This window comes from Buchnera aphidicola (Diuraphis noxia) (assembly GCF_001700895.1).
In the GTDB taxonomy this organism is placed as follows: domain Bacteria; phylum Pseudomonadota; class Gammaproteobacteria; order Enterobacterales; family Enterobacteriaceae; genus Buchnera; species Buchnera aphidicola_D.
Genome location: NZ_CP013259.1, coordinates 74060 through 92707 on the forward strand (window position 1 = coordinate 74060; position 18648 = coordinate 92707).

The following is an 18648-nucleotide window of genomic DNA, read 5'->3' on the forward strand; positions in this document are numbered from 1 at the left end:
GTCAAAAAATAATTTTTTTATTTTTGGGTCGTGCAGGATTTGAACCTGCGACCAATTGATTAAAAGTCAACTGCTCTACCGACTGAGCTAACGACCCTTTTTATGGGTGATGACGGACTTGAACCGCCGACTTCCTCCGTGTAAAGGAGGAGCTCTACCAACTGAGCTAATCACCCTGTAAAAAATTTACTATATTTCTTTATTGTAAAGCCACTAAAAATAGAGTCAATCTTTTTTTTTAAAATTATATTTGTTTGTTGAAATTTTAATCATAATGATGAGATTATAGTCTATATTTTCTATTTTATATTATTTTAATTTTTTTATAAGGAATATATGAAAGTAAAAACACGTTTTGCCCCTAGCCCTACTGGAAACTTACATATTGGCAGCATTCGTACCGCTTTATACTCTTGGTTATTTGCAAAAAAACATAACGGGGAGTTTATATTGCGTATAGAAGATACTGATGTTGAACGTTCTCAAAAATATTCAATTGATTCTATTTTAAATGGATTAAAATGGTTAGGTTTGAATTGGGATAAAGGACCATATTTTCAAACAAAACGTTTAAACAGATATAAAAAAGTTATTGCAATTATGCTTAAAAAAGGAGATGCATATAAGTGTGTGTGTTCACATAAAAAACTAGAAAAAGAACGAGAAGAACAAATTAGAAAAGGTATAAAACCACGTTATTCTGGTACTTGTAGAAATTTAAATTTTTCCAGTGTACTGAATCATGATTATGTAATACGATTTAAAAATCCAGTTTCGGGTAAAGTTAAGTTCAATGATCAAATTAGAGGTGAAATTGTTTTTGAAAATCGTGAACTAGATGATCTTATTATTCAACGTTCTAACGGTATGCCTACTTATAATTTTTGTGTTGTAATAGACGATCTAGATATGAATATTACTCATGTTATTCGTGGAGAAGATCATATTAACAATACACCTCGTCAGATTAACATTTTCAAATCTTTAGGAGCTAAAATTCCTATTTATGCCCATTTATCAATGATTTTAGATGAAGTAGGAAATAAAATTTCTAAAAGAAAAAATGCTCAAAATATTATGGAATATCAAAAAAATGGTTTTTTACCTGAAGCATTATTAAATTATATAGTAAGATTAGGATGGTCTTATGGTAATCAAGAAATTTTTAGTATTTCAGATATGAAAAAGTTATTTGATTTAACATCAATGAGTAAATCTGCTAGTATTATAAACATAAAAAAACTATTATGGATCAATAAATATTACATTAGTAATTTATCGTTAAAAAAAATTACTGATATTCTTAGAAACTATATGAAAGAAGAAAATGTTGACATAAAAAATAGTCCTAATTTAGAATTTTTAGTAAAATCATTAAGAAATCGTTTTTACACTATACAGGAAATGGCAACATCTTTTAGATGTTTTTATGAAGAATTTAAAATATTTTGTAATAGTGAAACAAAAAAATATCTTGTATTAAGTAACTGTTCTATTTTAGAGAAATCTTATAAGAAGATAAAAAAATTATCTATTTGGAACAGTTCTATTATATCTAATATGATTGATCATTTATCTATTGAAACGAATATTCAAAAAATAAAAATCAATATGATTTTACGTGTTGCGGTTGTTGGTGTAGTTCATTCACCTAGTATTAGTCTAATGATATATTTATTAGGTCAAAAACAAGTTTTATTGAGGATTCAAAAAACGCTTGATTGTATTAAAAAATTAAATTTAAAAAAATAGATATTTTTATAAAAATATATTTTAATTTTATTTATAAAAAAATTGACACATTTACTTTTTAATAAGATTATATTTAGATTTTGTATTCAAAGTGTTTTTCAATAATGTAAAAGATGTTTGATCATAAAAATTTAAGAAACTATTTTAATAAAAATAAATTGACAGAATTCATGTGTTTTTATATTGTAATATTTCGGGGTTATAGCTCAGTTGGTAGAGTGCTTGCATGGCATGCAAGAGGTCGGTGGTTCGATTCCACTTAGCTCCATAAAATTTTATTTTAACATACGTGAATATTTAAAAAAATCCGAATTAAATATATATAAAAGTATATATTTATTTTAGAATGTGCTGAATTTTTCAGCACAGACAGAATGATAATCTAAATTTGTTGAGTCATTATTTCTTGGTAAGCAGCAATAATTTTATTTCTTATGTGAATTGCCATTTTCATAGAAATAGATGATTTTTCTATATTGATCATAATATCATTTAAAGATTTTTCCGATTCATTTGATAAAAATTTCTCAGTATCAATTTTTGTATTATTTTGAATGTTGCTAATTTCTCCTAATGCTGTTTTTATACAATCGATAAAATTATCAGATTTTGTATTTTTTTGTGTGTTTATATTTTTATCTAACAAATTAATTGTTTTATTAAAATTTTGATAGTTTATATTATCGATAAACATAATCTTCCTCTAAATAATTTTTTATTATTTTAAATTTTAAAATATTTTCATTCTATAAAAAAGAATCGATATTTAAAAGCATAAATTTAATATTATTTAAAAAAAATTAAAAATAATTTAATAGGAGATGTTTTATCTTAAATAAAATTGTTTAATATACTACTCAATTGTAGTTAGAACTAACTATTAGATAGGAATATTTCATGAATTTTAGTACTATAGAAGATTCGGTCTTAGAAGAGAAAAAAAAATTTAATAATTTTTTATCTCGCTTTTTAAAAAATTCTCGTGTTTTAGTTATATTATTAACAGCTGCGGTCATTACTGCTATTTCTTTTTCGATTTGGATTAAATCTCCTGATTATCAGGTTTTATATAATCATTTATCTAATGAAGATAGTAACGCTATTATTAACGAGTTAAATACAATGAGAATTCCTTATAAATTTATTGATATTTCTGGGGAAATCGCTGTACCAAAAAATAAAATTGATGACACTCGTTTATATTTAGCAGAAAAAAATTTACCTCAAACTGGAGGAATAGGTTTTGAGTTATTAGATAAAGAAAAGTTTGGTATTAGTCAATTTAATGAACAAATAAATTATCAACGTGCTTTAGAAGGAGAGTTGTCTCGAACAGTAAAAAAAATTAATGTTATAAAAAATGCTAGAGTACACATTGTATTACCTAAATCATCATTATTTTTACAAGACAAAAAAAAACCATCGGCTTCTGTTATTTTAGAATTTCATGCTGGACAAACATTAAATACAGAACAAATTAATGCTATATTACATCTTATTTCCACTAGCGTACCAAATTTATCTATAAAAAATATTAATATTGTAGATCAATCAGGCCATTTATTAAATAAAAATGCTTTAGAATATAATCAAATTAATGATTTACAATTTAAATATTCTGACGAAATTGAATCTCGTTATAAAGATAGAATTGAAAGTATTTTAGAACCATTATTAGGATTTGGCAATGTTCATGCTCAAGTTACTGCTCAAATAGATTTTAATTCCCAAGAAAAAACACAAGAAAAATATTCACCTAATTCTAGTGAAAAGAATCAAGCAATACGTTCTAGTCAAACTAGTGTGCATGATCAAATAGAAAAAAATAATATACATGAAAATATTCCAAGTGCATTATCTAATCATATCTTGAAAAGTTTTAAAAATAACAACAAAAATAATATAAAAGATAATATTCAAATCAAAAACAGTAGAAATTTAAAAAATGATTATATTCCATCCAACGCTGATGTTAATCGTGAAAATATAATAAATTATGAATTAGATCATACTGTGTCACATATGAAAATGAATATAGGAGAAATTAAACGATTATCAGCAGCTGTTGTTGTGAATTTTATTCAAGATAAAAATGGAAAATTAATTCCTTTGAGTCCAGAAAAAATAAAAAATATCAAAGATTTAATATGTGAAGCTATAGGATATTCTAAATCTAGAGGTGATAGTATTCATGTTGTAAACGAATCTTTTGCTCAATATCCTAAAAAAGATTTAATTAAATTAAATGATCCAAATCCATTTGATGGATTATCAAATTATGCATTTACATTAACACCATGGATTATTTCTTCCTTATTGTTTTTAATTTTATTAAAAAAATATGTTTGTCCTTTTTCAAAAAAAGATACTTCAGTAGACAAAATTATTAAAAATGAGAAAAAAGATAAAAGATATCATGATGATATTAAAGATAGTGTTTCTACAAAAAATAATCTTGAAAGCAGTATAGAGACAGATAAATTAATTAATCAAATATCTAATCAAAATTCACGTACTATAGCATTGATTATTCGTAAATGGATGAGTGATAAAATATGATTCTAAATGGTATTGAAAAAAGTGCATTATTATTGATGTCGATAGGAGCCGATCAAGCAGGGGAAGTATTAAAAAATTTAACTCCTCTTGAAATTCAAGAAATTCTTTCTTCTATGGTAAATATTAAAAGGGTGTCTAGAAAAAAACGGTATGAAATACTTCGTGATTGTTGTGATGTTATTAAAAACGACACTTTTAATTTAAATTTTAATGATAAATATCTTGGTGATATGTTATTTAAAGCCTTAGGAGAAAAAAAAGGCAATTGTCTTTTACAAGAAACATTGGAAATTCGTGATGCTAAAATATCTATTCAATTACTTAATTACATGAAACCTGAGCAATTAGCGTTTTTATTAAATAATGAACATCTTCAAGTTATTACAACAATTTTAATTTATTTAGACAAAAATCAAGCTGCTCAAGTTCTTTCTTTTTTCAGTAATAAAAAGCGTGCTGAAATTATATCTAAAATTACAGAATTTTGTGGTATAGAAGAATCTTGTTTAGTAGAGTTAAATAGAGTAATTAATAATCTAATAAAAAATAAAAAATTAATTTTATCAGAAGAAGGAGGCATAAAAACTGCAGTAAACATTTTAAATACGATGAAATTAAAGGATGAAAAAGAAACTATAAAACAAATTAAAATAATGAATGAAAATTTAGCAAAAAGTATTCTTAAAGAAATATTTTTATTTAAAAATGTAATAAATTTAGATGATAAATATATTAAAATGGTTATCAAAAACATAGAGAAAGAAAAATTATATATTGCACTGCAAAACACTGATTTTAGTATTAAAGAGAAATTTTTTAAAAATATGTCTGATTTAGAAGCGAATAAATTGGCTTCAAGTTTAGAAAAAAAATCTTATATCTCTGATATTTCTATAAAGAACGAACAAAAACTAATTTTGGTTATGATTAAAAATATTATAGATAATAAAAATTTTTCATTAAAAAACTTAAGAGAGTATTATGTCTAATGTCATATCAGAAGATGAATGGATCAAATGGTATCCAGAAGAAATATATTTAAAACACATTAAAAATAATACACAATCCTTAAATTATTTAAATAAGCTATTGAAAGAAAAAAAATTTTATGAAAGTTCAAATGACAACAAAATCAATAAAACTAAAAAAAATTGTTCCAAATTAGAAAAAATAGATTTAGAACAAATGAATTGTATAAAAAAAAAATCATATGATGATGGTTTTAAAAAAGGTTTATTAGAAGGGAAAAAAGAAAATATTTTATTAACAAATAAATTAAATAATTTTTTTTCAGAATTTGAACATAATTTTTCTATTATAGAAAAGCAATTATATACTCGTTTAATCAACATCATACTGAAAATTTCATCTTATATTGTTGGGAAAAAAGTTAATTTTGATAAATCTATTTTATTAGATCATATCAAACAAATTATCAATGATGAAGCTATATGTTTTAACAAACTAACACTATTTCTTCATTCTAATAATAAAGCATTTATAGAAAAAAAATTTAAAGATTTTCTAAGTATTTATCAATGGAAATTAATATATGATGATAATATGGATTTGAATGATTTTAAAATTAAATCAGAAGGTTATAATCTAGATTCTACAGTTGATGCTAGATGGCAAGAATTATATCGTTTGATTGATTTAGAGGAATATTAATGAATTTGAGATTTACTCAATTATTAAAAAAACTTTCTTCTCTTGAAAACAGGATTACTAATCTTCCTAGTATGATTAATTATGGATATCTTGTTTCTGTGAAAGGATTAATTGCAGAAGTCGTTGGATTAAAAGTTCCTATTGGAGCTCAATGTGTTATTGAAAGAATTATAGATGGCCAAAATATTAATATTCATGCTGAAGTAGTAGGTTTTTCACAAGGAAAAAGTTTATTATTATCTTTCGAAGAAATTGATGGTGTTTTTTTAGGTTCTCGTGTTTTTTTAAAATTAGATAAACATGCTAATCATTTAGTAAAAAAAGTGCCATTATGTATGCAACTATTAGGTCGCGTATTAGACGGCAACGGATTACCATTAGATGGATTATCACCATTAGATGTGCGACATTATATTAATGTAAAAAATTATAGTAATAATATAAATCCATTAAATCGTAAGTTAATTACTGAAGTACTAGATACTGGCATAAGATCTATTAATGGTCTTTTGACAATTGGAAAAGGTCAAAGAATAGGAATTTTTTCTACTCCAGGTCTTGGTAAAACCATGTTACTGGAAATGATTACAAAATATACACAAGCTGATGTTGTTGTAATTGCACTAATTGGTGAAAGAAGTAGAGAAGTAAAACATTTTGTTAAAAACGTATTGAATAGTCAAAATTTATCACGATCTGTAGTAATTGCAGCTCCGTCAAATGTTTCTGCTTTAATACGAATCCAAGCAGCATCTTATGCAACTAGTATTGCAGAATATTTCTGTAAAAAAAGTCAAAATGTATTATTAGTAATGGATTCTTTAACTCGTTACGCTATGGCAGAACGAGAGATTTCATTAGCTTTAGGAGAATTACCAGTTTGTCAAGGTTATCCATCTTCTGTTTTTGAAAAAATCCCAAATTTATTAGAACGCGCAGGGAATACGCAAAAAAATAACGGTTCTATTACAGCTTTTTATACAATTTTAATGGAAGACGAAACACAACAAGATCCAGTTTCATATCTTGCTCGTTCTATATTAGATGGACATATTATTTTATCTCGTCATTATGCGGATTTAGGTCATTATCCGGCAATTGATATTGAATCTTCTATTAGTCGAGTTATGCCAGATATTGTTAATGTTCAACAATATCATCAAGCCACTTATTTTAAACAATTAATTTCTTCCTATCAAAGAAATCGAGATTTAATAAACGTAGGTGCTTATGTTTCTGGAAACGATTTGGTTTTAGATAATGCAGTTAAACTTTGGCCGAAACTCGAAAAATTTTTACGTCAAGAATTATCTGAACAAAATAATTATTCTCTTTCTTGTCAACAGTTAAATGAAATATTTCATTGATGTTTGTATATAAAAAAGTTTTGGATGTATCAATATATATGAAATCTAAAAAAATTATATTTTCTATTTTAGAAAAAATAGAAAAAATTAAATCAGAAAAAGAATTAATTAAAATTAAATATACAAAAGAAAAAAATAAACAAACTATTGAACAATTACAATTGTTGTATAATTATGAAAAAGAATACACAAAAACGATGTATGCAAAAGTAAAATCAGGAATTTGTGTAAATGAATGGAAAAATTATAATGTTTTTATTTCTGTTTTAAAAAAAATTATCAACAATAACGAAAATATAGTTCAGTGTAATAAAAAAATTATAGCAAACAGTTTAAAATCTTGGCATTTAAACACAAATAGAATAAAATTATGGAACAACTTAAACTTAAAAAATAAAAAAATAATGTTGAAAATAAAAAAATATCAAGAAAACAAATTCAATAACGATTATATTCAATTAAAATCTTTCAAAAAAGGATAATAATTTTCATGTTCAAAATTATTGATACTATTTCAGTATTGAAAAACTTTTCTTCTTTTGTTGATTTACAAGATAAAAATTTTTATATTGATAATACATTAGAAACATCAGAATTGTTTTGTGAAAAACTAAATAAATCTTTAATGAATAAAACAATAAAATTTGATAATATTTTTAAAAAAGAAAAACAACATGATACAGATTGTATCTTTTCTAATTTTTTAATTAATCACTATCTGAATATTCTATCTTATAAAGATAGAACTTTAAGTTTTGACGATCTAGAGTTTTTTAAAAAAGACAAAGAAAATCAAAACATAAACAATAATATAAAAAAAAAAACAGATAAGTATATTAATCAAAGTAAAAAAAATTATATAAAATCTATAGATGATACAGATCATAAGAACACATTAACAAACCAAGAAAAACCTGAACTATTAAATACAAAAATATTGCATAATAATATATATGATCATCGAAATCTATACTTACGAAACAATTATATGAAAAATGATCCAAATATATTAAATAACTTATATTTAATAAATGTTAAAAATAAATCTGATGAACATAAAAAAAATACATTTCATTTTAACAATGTTTATGTCAAAAATATTGAAGATAAAAAAAATACAGTTTTTGTTCAAGATTGTGCATATTTTCAATCTACTCAACATCATAAAAGTAATATAAATAATTCATCTATTTTCAAAAATATGAGTAAAATTGATAATTTAGTACATGAAATCAATTTTTTAAGAAAAATCGATAAACGAGAAAATATTCAATCAGATCTAAAATCGTTGTTTGTAGATGATACACACAATAGTGTGAAATGGAAAAAATTAATTAGTCAAAAAATACTGTTATCTATTGCTAATAAAAATAATCAAGAAGAAATTTATTTAAATCCAACATTTTTAGGTTCTATATTAATTAAAATTAATATGAAACAAAATAATTTGAAATTAGATTTTTTTTCTATGCATCAATCAGTGATAGATTTTTTACATGCTCATCTATCTTTTTTACGCAATTCACTAAAAAAAAATGGCATTAAATTAGAAAAAGTTAAAATTTTTAATTTATCAAAAAACGAAAGAAAAAAAAATTATAAAAATGTTTTTTATGACTATGCATTAGAAAAAGAATTTGATTTTCATAAAAAAAATATAAAAAAAAATGCAGTTGATATATATATCTAATATAAGATTTTTTGAAAAAAAAAATCAATATAAATGATCATACTTTAAAATATTAAGTTTTTTATCTTATAATGACTTTTACCTTTGAGGTGTATAAATGGGGAAAAGTAAGAATTTACATAATGAACAAAAAAAGGTTTATCAAAACGAAAAAAATTTACATAAATTTTTAAAAAAAGAAGACATTAAAATACTAGAAAAAGTTAATAATTACTTTTCTAATAAAATTGAAATATATCTTTCTGAGTTTGTTAAAAAAAATATTAAATATATTTCGTATAGTGTGCAAATAGAGTCATTTTTAAATCAAAATAAAAAAAATCTAAAAAATTTTAGTTTGTTAAATTCAATTGAAGTACTACCTTTTAAAAATCAATTCTTTTTAATTTTTTCTTCTAATTTTTTATCTATTTTCATAGATCTTCTATTTGGAGGTCGTGGGGATTTAATAGAACAAACTGATAAAAAAGATAACTTTACACTAACTGAAAAACTAATTAATAAAAAGATAACTGATTCTATAATGAACTGTTTTTTTTATAGTTTTAAAAAATTTTTTTCTTTAGATATAAAATATATGAACATGAAACTGTTTTTAAATTTTAAAACACCTGATTTTAATTATCATGAATTTTTTTTGATCAATAATTTTAACTTTAATATATATGATATACCAGTATCTTTTAGTATTTTACTACCATTATCTATCATAACAAAAATCAGTGAAAAAAAAATTATCTCTACTACAAGTACAAATAATGAAAATAAAAATACAATTCATCAAAATACATTGATAGAAAAAAATCTTGTGAATTATACTACTTTTAAAAATATATATAATGTGGAATTAGATATTAAATTTAGAATTCATGATATTTTTATCTCTTATAAAAAATTGAATTCTTTATTGATAGGGGATGTTTTATTAATTGATAATCCTAATACAGTTATAGGGTTTTTAGAAGATCAACCTGTATTTTCTGGAAAATATAAAAGATTTAATGAAAAATGTATTTTCTTTATAGAGAAATTTATTGATAACTCAGAAATTAAAAAGGACAAGGAACACGTGAATGAGTAATATACAAAAAAATTCTAATCATGATATATCAATTGATACTAAAAAAGATGAATTCCCACGAAAAAGATTTAATAAAAATAAAACACCTCAACAAGATAATAAACAAGATACATTAAAAGACTCTCAAGAATTATTAAAAAATAAAGATATTTTATTAAACACATCTATTAAAATCACAGTGGAATTAGGAAAATCAAAAATAAAAATTAAAGATTTTCTGAATTTATCTAAAGGAAGTATGTTGATTTTAGATAAATCAATAAAAGAACCTTTAAATATTTATTTAAATGGTAATTTAATTGCCCGCGGTGAGATTGTAGTTTTAGAAAATAAATATGGTCTGCGTATTATGAATATAAAAAATTCTTTACAAACTTTAAAGATGTCATCTGAAATTTAAAATTTTATGAAAAATAATGTATCTTCTGAATTAATATTCAGCACTTTTTCACCGATACTTAATAGTGAAAAATTTTTTCAAATAACAAGTTCATTATCACAAATAATATTACTAATATTAATTTTTAGTTGGATCTTAAAAAAGATATCTTTTTTTAAGATTAATAATTTAATTTCATGTATGAAAATTGTGGACAGGCTATCTCTTGGACCACATGAATCTGTGGTTATAATACAGATAGAAAAATCAAAGTTAATATTAGGTGTGACGTCTAAAAATATTACTCATTTACATACTATTTCGTCTATTTTAGACATAGATAAACTAGAAAAAAAGACAAATAATATTACTTTTTCAAAAAAAAATTTTTTTAGTAATACTTTAAAAAAATTTTCTAAAAAATTCTGGAAAAAAATAATGTTTTATCGAATTATTCCTTTTTTATTTTTTTTATTGTTTTGTCCAACTGTTCGCGCAGAAATTCCCGGGTTAACAAGTCATCTTTTGGAAAATGGAGGGCAAACATGGTCTGTTCCAGTACAAACGTTAGTTTTTTTAACATCATTAACTTTTCTTCCTGCATTTGTTTTAATGATGACTAGTTTCACAAGAATTGTTATTGTTTTTGGTTTACTACGTAACGCATTAGGCACACCATATGCACCACCAAATCAAATATTAATTGGATTGGCGCTATTTTTAACGTTTTTTATTATGTCTCCAACTTTTGATAAAGTGTATCAAGAAGCTTATATTCCATTTAGTGAAGAAAAAATAAATATGGAAGATGCCATCTTAAAAGGTTCTGAGCCTTTAAAAAAATTTATGTTAAATCAAACACGGACACCTGATTTAGAATTATTTTCTAAATTAGCGCATATTTCTTCTTACAAAAATAAAAATGAAATCCCAATGCGTGTTTTATTACCGTCATTTATCACTAGTGAACTTAAAACAGCATTTCAAATTGGTTTTACTATTTTTATACCATTTTTAATTATTGATTTAGTTGTAGCAAGTGTATTAATGGCTCTTGGTATGATGATGGTTCCGCCTTCAACGATCTCTTTACCTTTTAAATTAATGTTGTTTGTATTAGTTGATGGATGGCAATTATTAATTTCTTCTTTAGCACAAAGTTTTAATATATAATGCAATTTTTGCATAAATGTGGTGTACATATTATTAAATATTTTTATATGAATTTTATTAAGTGGAGATGTTTATGACATCGGGATATGTAATGGAATTATTTCATGATGCCATGAAAATTACATTAATTCTTGCATCACCATTATTATTAGCTGCTTTAATTAGTGGTTTAATTATCAGTATTTTGCAAGCAGCTACTCAAATCAACGAGCAAACTTTATCTTTTATTCCTAAGATTATTTCTGTTTTAGGAGTCATAGCGATACTAGGACCTTGGATGTTAGGTATAATGCTAGATTATATGCATAATTTATTTAATAATATACCATTGGTTATAAAATAATGTTGACATTTAATAGTTTTCAATTAATGACATTGATTAGTAATTTTTTTTGGCCCATGGTTCGTATTTTATCTTTTGTTTCAATAGCACCTATTTTTAATGACAAATTGTTTAATAAAAAAAATAAAATCATTTTATCTGCTATGATCAGTTTTTTAATATCTCCATTTTTACCTAAAGTTCAAACTGTATTGTTTTCAGATATTGGTTTTGTGTTACTATTTCAGCAAATATTAATTGGTGTTGTTTTAGGTTTTACTGTACAATTATTATTTGTTGCGGCTAATTTATCTGGAGAAATAATAGGTTTGCAAATAGGTTTATCATTTGCAACTTTTTTTAATCCAAATAGTTATATTGGTACTTCTATAATATCTCGTTTATTGAATATTTTGATGTTATTGTTTTTTTTAGTTATTAATGCGCATCTTTATTTCATTTCTATGTTGATTGATAGTTTTTATAGTATGCCTATTGATAATTATCTTTTAAACTCAAATATTTTTTTTACTTTATTAAAATTTTCTAGTCATATTTTTTTAAATAGTATTTTATTTGTTTTACCAATTATAATTATTTTTTTAACACTTAGTTTTATTATGAGTATATTAAATCGTTTATCTCCTCAGATATCTATTTTTTCAATTGGTTTTCCATTAAATTTATTAACTGGCATATTATCATTATATTTTTTAATATCTGTTACATTTCCTTATTTTAAAAAGTTATTACATGAATCAATATTTTTTATATCTCAGACATTATTAAATGTATCTGGATAATTTTCAATCAATGAATAATATTATCTTTTCTTTACATACATAAAAAAATATGATTAAAGTATAATTTTTTTAAAAATTATACTTTAATATTTTTATCAGAATAATTTTTAATGAAAATTTTTATTTAATTTTGCCTTCATGGTATAAAACATGTCTGCGAATGATAGGATCATATTTTTTAAATTTTAACTTATCTGGCGTGTTTCTTTTGTTTTTAGTAGTAGTATAATAGTGACCAGTTCCTGCGGATGATATCATTTTGATTTTTTCACGATTTTTTTTAGCCATTTATTTATCCTTGATTTTTTTTATTATAGTTTCAATTCCTTTCTTATTAATATAACGCATGCCATTAGCTGAAACACGTAGTTTAATAAATCTTTTTTCATCAGCAATCCAAAATCGGTGGTATTGAATATTAATTAAAAATTTTCTTTTTGTTGCATTCATTGCATGTGATCGATTGTTACCAATCATTCTTTTTTTTCCAGTTATTTGACATATACGTGACATATTTTTTCTCTTAAATTAAAAAATTAATATTTTTTATCTTTATATATTAATCGATAAAAATATTTTAGCATATTATAAAAAACTATAGTAGTTGTTTAATTTTTCTGCATTTTTTTATATTACATCATATTTTTTATGTGTATTTCTTAACAAATTAAATGAATTTTTGAAAACAATAGTTTATAAGTATTAGAATATTATTTGAATATTTGAATATAAGAATACTATTATTGGTTCTTTAATGTTTATATATAAGTGAATATTAATCAGGAAAATTTTTTTATGAGTATATACCATAAATACTTATCTAGGTTTTCAATATTTTTTTCTATTTTATTTCTTGTTTTTTTATTATTTATAGAAAGTAATATAGGATTTCAATGGATTTTTAGTTTAACTAGTCGTTTTTTTTTAGGATTAAAGGTTGAAGAAGTATCTGGAAATTGGCATGATTTTACATTAAAAAACGTTAATTATAACATGTTTAATACTTCTATGACAGCTAATCGTATACATGTAGTTTTAGATTGTAAATCTTTATTTAACATTTCTACAGTTATCAAAAATATTGAAACAGAAAAATTAATTATTTCGTTTAAAAAAAATAAAAATATTAATTTTGTTAAAAAAGAATTATCGAATAATTTTTTCGGAAAATATCAATCTATTAAACATTCTCTCTTCTTTCAGAAAATACATATAAATAATGTAATAATTAAAACATCTCAAACGAGTATTGGTCTATCAAATGTTTTAACTAGTATACATATTTCAAATGGTAATATCATTATATTTCCTACTGATATTGATCATATTCAGATAGCATTATCAAAAAAAAAATTAAAAAAACAATTTAAAAAAAATAATTTAATTACTATAAAAAGTTTATTTAAAAATAAAAAAATTTATGATTTTCTACCTATTTTTTCTGCTCAAAAAAAAAATTTTCTTCCGATAAATTTTAATTTAATATCTTTAAAATGCAAAAAGATCAATTTTATCAATTATCGCAATATAAATGTTTTTAAGATAAAATTATCAGCTAAATTAAAAAAAAATGTTTTAAAAATACATAAAATTAAAGTAAATTCTAGTTTTTTAAGATTACAATCTTATGGCAACATTATATTACATGATAATCACCGTATTTCATACAGTATCCATAATAAAATATTAATACCAAGATTTCATAATAAATTTTTAAACGTTTTATTAAAAGGTGATTTAGATAAAAAACTTAAATTTAATTTACAATGTAATAATTTATATAAATTTAATATTTCTGGTATAGTTTTTTTAAATAATTTTATTCATTCATTTCACTTAAACTTAAAAATTAAACGTTTGTTTTTTTCTTTAAAAAAAAATATTATTTTAGATGTTAAAAATTTACATGCAATGTTAAAAGGAAATTCAGATCATTATGTCTTTTTATTAGAAAATATTTTTAATATGAAAGGTATACCATCAAGTTTTATTAAAATTAAAGGAAACGGTAACTTAAAAAATATATCTTTAAAAAAAATTGAATTTTTTCCTATTAAAGGAAAAATATTACAAACAAAAGAAGATTATTTAAACAATACAATAATAGATACTCAATATTTTTTAAAATTAATAGGAAAAATGAATTTAATAGGAGAAATTAATAATAATATACATAATATGTATTTTTCTAACATACATTTAAATGGTAATTTAATGAATAAACAGCTTTCTATATTAGGTTCTTTAAATTATAAGAATTTTAATATTCTAGATATTCCTGGGATAGAGTTTATTTTCGGCAAAAATAAATTGTACTTAGAGGGAACATTGGGAAAAACATTTAATATTAATTCTTCTATTTATGCTGATAATTTAGATTATTTTTTGCCAAATTTGAAAGGAAAAATTAAATCTACATTTAATATCTGTGGTGATTATATATTTCCTATTATGATAAATAGCAAAACTTATGGACACAATATCAGTACGAATAATATTTTTTTAAGTTCATTAAAAATATTTACGAATATCAATATTCAAAATCAGTATTCAGGGACAATTTTATTAAATGCAAAAAAAATGAATTTTTTTAGTTTTCAGATTAATTCTTTGTTTTTAAAAACTCACTGGTATAATAATAAGAAAACATTTTTTTTCGTATTAAAAAATCATGAATTATATATAAATTTAGTTATTGATACTTTTTACGATCATAAAGAAAAAAACTGGCACATTTTTTTTAAAAAAGCAAATATTCAAACTTTTTTAGGAAATATTTCTATCAAAGATAGCGTTTTACTTCATGTTTATCATATAAAAAACTCAAAAGATAATGATTGTCAAAATAGTTTGAAAAAAAAACATAATTTTTTTTCTTTTTTTTATAAGGCAAATAATTATTTATCTAATATATTGCGTCAATCTTGTATACAGTTTCAAACACAACTTTCTATAAATACAAAATTAAAATGGATGTTTAGAAAAAACATTACTGATGGAAGATTGTTATTAAATGCTCATGATATAAAATTAAGAAACACTACTTTAAACAAGAATTTTTTTAATCATATAGATGATATTAAATTATCTATTCATTTAAACAAAAATAAATTGAAAAGTCGCTGGGTATGGAACGAGTTAATAAATGCAAAGAAAAAAACAAATATTTCTGGATATTTAAACATTATAGATGTTTATAATAAAAAAAATATACAAGGAACATGTGTAATTTCTAAAATTCCTAGTTCTATTATTAATTTTTTTTCTGAAGGATTTGATATAGCAATAGGTGCATTTAAAAGTCGTATAGTGTTTTTTGGCAGTTTTTTTCGACCTAAAATATCAGCTAATATAGAGCTTCAAGATATTTTTATTAAAGGTAATAATATATTAAAATATTTCACTGTAGTTTTTCCTTATTTTTTAGAAAAAATAAATTTGATCACAATTAATCAATCAATTTTAATAAAAAAAGCTGATATAGTATTCACTTTAAATCCAAATTTAACACAATCTAATAATACAGAATGGAATTTATCATTTAAAAGTGAAAAAATAGCAATAGCTATTTTCCCAAAAATAACATTTAAATTTTCTTCTTATTTAAATTTACATTATTTATTTTCAAAATATGATTTAACTGGATATATAAAGCTTGCTTTTTTTTATTTTCAAATTAACGAAAAAAATTTTTTATTTGATTTTAAAAATAGTTTCAATTAAATATTAAACTAATTTTTGAGCACGATTATATGAGGCAATGATTTCTGATTTTGCATCTTGACAATCTCCCCATCCTATAATTTTGACCCATTTTCTTTTTTCTAGTTTTTTGTAATGTTCAAAAAAATGAGAAATTTGATTTTTTAATAACGTTGATATATCTGATATATTGTTTATATATTCGTATTCTATACAAATTTTACTACTTGGTACTGCTATTATTTTATCATCTGATCCTGATTCATCGCACATTTTTAATATTCCGATAGGTTTGCAATGAATAACACAGTTAGATTGTATAGGATAATAAGACGGTACTAATACATCTAAAGGATCTCCATCTAAAGATAAAGTTTGATTAATGTATCCATAGTTACAGGGATAAAACATTGGTGTCGAGATAAATCGATCTACAAAAAGAACTCCTGACTCTTTATCTATCTCATATTTTATTGGAGAAGAATTCAATGGAATTTCTATAATTACGTATATATCATTAGGTATGTCATTACCTGCAATCACTTTTTTAAAATTCATTGTTATTCCTTAAAAAATATTATTATATATGTTATTAGTTGAGTTTTTTATATCAATAAAAATATAACTCTGTAATAAATAATAACATTCGAAAATTATTATATCTATACTTTATCTAAAGTAATTTATTTTAATTTTAAATAAATTTTTATATAATGTTAATTACATAAAAGCATATTTTTAAGGATGTATACATGCACTCAATACAAGAAATAAAAAATGAAGAAAAATTCTTGTTAGATACAGTAAAAAACACATTGCAAATAGCTCAGAATAAAACAACTGCGATTGAAGTTTTTATAAAAAAAATAATAGGCATTAGTGTTAATGTGAGAAATAGTATTATTGAAAATGTTCAATTTAATAGTGATAATACATTATTTATTACTGTGTATAATAAATTTTCTAAAGCTTGTGTATCTTCAAAAGATTTTAGTATCAATGGTATTAAAAATATGTTAGATACAGCTATTAATATTTCAAAATATTCTTCTTCTGATTTTTTCTCAGGATTACCAAATTTACAGTTATTATGTTTTCGTGCATTAGATCTCGATTTATTTCATCCATCTGAATTAAGCATAAAAAATATAATTAAGCTTGTTACTTCTTCTGAACAAGAAGCTTTTAAATTTGACAAACGGATTGTTAATAGTGAAGGTAGTTTTTTTAATAGTCATATGACAATAAATGTTTTTGGAAATAGTTTAGGTATGTTAGAAAAATACACCTCTACCCGTTATTCAACTTATAATTGTATGATTGCTCAAGATAGTAATTCCATGCAAAGAGATTTTGATTATTCTGTTGCTAGAAAGATAAATGACTTAGAAAAACCAGAAACGCTTGGAAAAAGTACTGCTACTCGTGCCATATCTCGATTAGGATCACAAAAAATACACACTAGAAAATGTCCAATCATTTTTTCAGCGGAAATAGCTCATATTTTTTTTTCTCATCTTGCCAATGCTATTAGTGGTGATAATGTTTATCAAAAATCTACGTTTTTAATTAATGATTTAGAAAAAAGAATTTTTCCTAAGTGGTTAAATATCGAAGAGAAACCGCATTTAAAAAAAGGTTTAGGTAGTAAACCATTTGACAATGAAGGTGTATCTACACAATATAAATATATTATTAAAAATGGAATATTAAAAACTTGGTTATTGAATACTTATAACGCTAGAAGACTTGACTTAGAAACTACAGGTAATGCCGGTGGAATTTTTAATTGGATAGTATCATACAATGATATCTCTTTCAGAGAATTACTAAAAAAAATGGATCAAGGTTTATTAGTTACTGAGTTAATGGGACAAGGAGTTGATATCGTAAGTGGAAATTATTCACGTGGTGCAATAGGTTTTTATGTGGAAAAAGGAGAGGTTTCTTATCCTGTAAATGAAATTACAATATCTGGGAATTTAAGAGATATCTGGAATGATATCATTAATATTAGTAATGATATTGATATACGTAATAACATTCAGTGTGGTTCAATATTTGTATCGGAAATACAAGTTTCAGGTAATTAACAGATTTTTAATTTTATCAAATTTATTAAAGGTAATAGATTTATTACCTTTATAAA

At 22.7% G+C, this 18648-nt stretch carries 18 protein-coding genes and 3 tRNA genes; 15 read left to right on the forward strand and 6 right to left on the reverse strand.

Annotated elements, in window-relative coordinates:
* Positions 1–24: 24 nt before the first annotated feature.
* Positions 25–97 (reverse strand) — tRNA-Lys (locus tag ATN01_RS00335).
* Between the two features lie 6 nt (positions 98–103).
* Positions 104–176, reverse strand: a tRNA-Val gene (locus tag ATN01_RS00340).
* Between the two features lie 160 nt (positions 177–336).
* On the opposite strand from ATN01_RS00340, the gene gltX reads away from it, so the two are divergent.
* Both gltX and ATN01_RS00350 read left to right on the forward strand, forming a co-directional pair.
* Positions 337–1752 carry a glutamate--tRNA ligase gene (gene gltX / locus ATN01_RS00345; RefSeq protein WP_075433136.1) on the forward strand — a complete coding sequence of 472 codons (1416 nt, stop codon included), beginning with the start codon at positions 337–339 and terminating at the stop codon, positions 1750–1752.
* A 195-nt stretch (positions 1753–1947) separates the two neighbouring features.
* Positions 1948–2020, forward strand: a tRNA-Ala gene (locus ATN01_RS00350).
* Positions 2021–2134: 114 nt separating this feature from the next.
* On the opposite strand, the gene fliE is transcribed toward ATN01_RS00350, so the two are convergent.
* Positions 2135–2446 (reverse strand): flagellar hook-basal body complex protein FliE, encoded by a 312-nt coding sequence (gene fliE, locus ATN01_RS00355; RefSeq protein WP_075433137.1) that lies wholly within the window; start codon positions 2444–2446, stop codon positions 2135–2137.
* Between the two features lie 203 nt (positions 2447–2649).
* On the opposite strand from fliE, the gene fliF reads away from it, so the two are divergent.
* The 11 genes from fliF to fliR all read left to right on the forward strand — a co-directional run bounded on the left by fliF (position 2650) and on the right by fliR (position 12797).
* Positions 2650–4311, forward strand: a complete 1662-nt coding sequence (gene fliF, locus ATN01_RS00360; protein WP_075433138.1) for a flagellar basal-body MS-ring/collar protein FliF — start codon at positions 2650–2652, stop codon at positions 4309–4311.
* A complete protein-coding gene (locus ATN01_RS00365) occupies positions 4308–5300 on the forward strand; it encodes a flagellar motor switch protein FliG (RefSeq protein WP_075433139.1) in 993 nt (330 codons plus the stop codon). Before fliF ends, ATN01_RS00365 begins: the two co-directional genes overlap by 4 nt.
* Entirely contained in the window at positions 5293–5982 is a 690-nt protein-coding gene (locus ATN01_RS00370; RefSeq protein WP_075433140.1) for a flagellar assembly protein FliH, read from the forward strand. The genes ATN01_RS00365 and ATN01_RS00370 overlap by 8 nt, the downstream gene beginning before the upstream one ends.
* Positions 5982–7349, forward strand: coding sequence for a FliI/YscN family ATPase (locus ATN01_RS00375; protein WP_075433141.1), 1368 nt, complete (start codon positions 5982–5984; stop codon positions 7347–7349). Before ATN01_RS00370 ends, ATN01_RS00375 begins: the two co-directional genes overlap by 1 nt.
* 38 nt (positions 7350–7387) lie before the next feature.
* Positions 7388–7831, forward strand: a complete 444-nt coding sequence (locus ATN01_RS00380) for a flagellar export protein FliJ (RefSeq protein ID WP_075433600.1) — start codon at positions 7388–7390, stop codon at positions 7829–7831.
* A gap of 8 nt (positions 7832–7839) precedes the next feature.
* Positions 7840–9039 (forward strand): flagellar hook-length control protein FliK, encoded by a 1200-nt coding sequence (locus ATN01_RS00385; protein ID WP_075433142.1) that lies wholly within the window; start codon positions 7840–7842, stop codon positions 9037–9039.
* A gap of 97 nt (positions 9040–9136) precedes the next feature.
* A complete protein-coding gene (locus ATN01_RS00390) occupies positions 9137–10120 on the forward strand; it encodes a FliM/FliN family flagellar motor switch protein (RefSeq protein WP_082248317.1) in 984 nt (327 codons plus the stop codon).
* Entirely contained in the window at positions 10113–10520 is a 408-nt protein-coding gene (fliN, locus tag ATN01_RS00395) for a flagellar motor switch protein FliN (protein ID WP_075433143.1), read from the forward strand. Before ATN01_RS00390 ends, fliN begins: the two co-directional genes overlap by 8 nt.
* A 6-nt stretch (positions 10521–10526) precedes the next feature.
* Positions 10527–11672 (forward strand): flagellar type III secretion system pore protein FliP, encoded by a 1146-nt coding sequence (gene fliP / locus ATN01_RS03190; protein ID WP_075433144.1) that lies wholly within the window; start codon positions 10527–10529, stop codon positions 11670–11672.
* A 73-nt stretch (positions 11673–11745) separates the two neighbouring features.
* Positions 11746–12015 carry a flagellar biosynthesis protein FliQ gene (fliQ, locus tag ATN01_RS00405; RefSeq protein WP_075433145.1) on the forward strand — a complete coding sequence of 90 codons (270 nt, stop codon included), beginning with the start codon at positions 11746–11748 and terminating at the stop codon, positions 12013–12015.
* A complete protein-coding gene (gene fliR, locus ATN01_RS00410; protein WP_075433146.1) occupies positions 12015–12797 on the forward strand; it encodes a flagellar biosynthetic protein FliR in 783 nt (260 codons plus the stop codon). Before fliQ ends, fliR begins: the two co-directional genes overlap by 1 nt.
* Positions 12798–12917: 120 nt before the next feature.
* Here the strand turns inward: fliR and rpmG are convergent, their stop codons facing one another.
* A complete protein-coding gene (gene rpmG, locus ATN01_RS00415; RefSeq protein WP_075433147.1) occupies positions 12918–13085 on the reverse strand; it encodes a 50S ribosomal protein L33 in 168 nt (55 codons plus the stop codon).
* On the reverse strand, positions 13086–13310 hold the full coding sequence (rpmB, locus tag ATN01_RS00420; protein WP_075433148.1) for a 50S ribosomal protein L28: 225 nt from the start codon (positions 13308–13310) through the stop codon (positions 13086–13088).
* Between the two features lie 282 nt (positions 13311–13592).
* Here rpmB and ATN01_RS00425 point away from each other — a divergent pair, with 282 nt between their 5' ends.
* Positions 13593–16520, forward strand: coding sequence for a hypothetical protein (locus tag ATN01_RS00425; RefSeq protein ID WP_075433149.1), 2928 nt, complete (start codon positions 13593–13595; stop codon positions 16518–16520).
* A 3-nt stretch (positions 16521–16523) separates the two neighbouring features.
* Here the strand turns inward: ATN01_RS00425 and ppa are convergent, their stop codons facing one another.
* Positions 16524–17057 carry an inorganic diphosphatase gene (gene ppa, locus ATN01_RS00430; RefSeq protein WP_075433150.1) on the reverse strand — a complete coding sequence of 178 codons (534 nt, stop codon included), beginning with the start codon at positions 17055–17057 and terminating at the stop codon, positions 16524–16526.
* Positions 17058–17251: 194 nt separating this feature from the next.
* Here ppa and pmbA point away from each other — a divergent pair, with 194 nt between their 5' ends.
* Entirely contained in the window at positions 17252–18592 is a 1341-nt protein-coding gene (gene pmbA, locus ATN01_RS00435; protein WP_075433151.1) for a metalloprotease PmbA, read from the forward strand.
* The last annotated feature ends 56 nt before the right edge of the window (positions 18593–18648 follow it).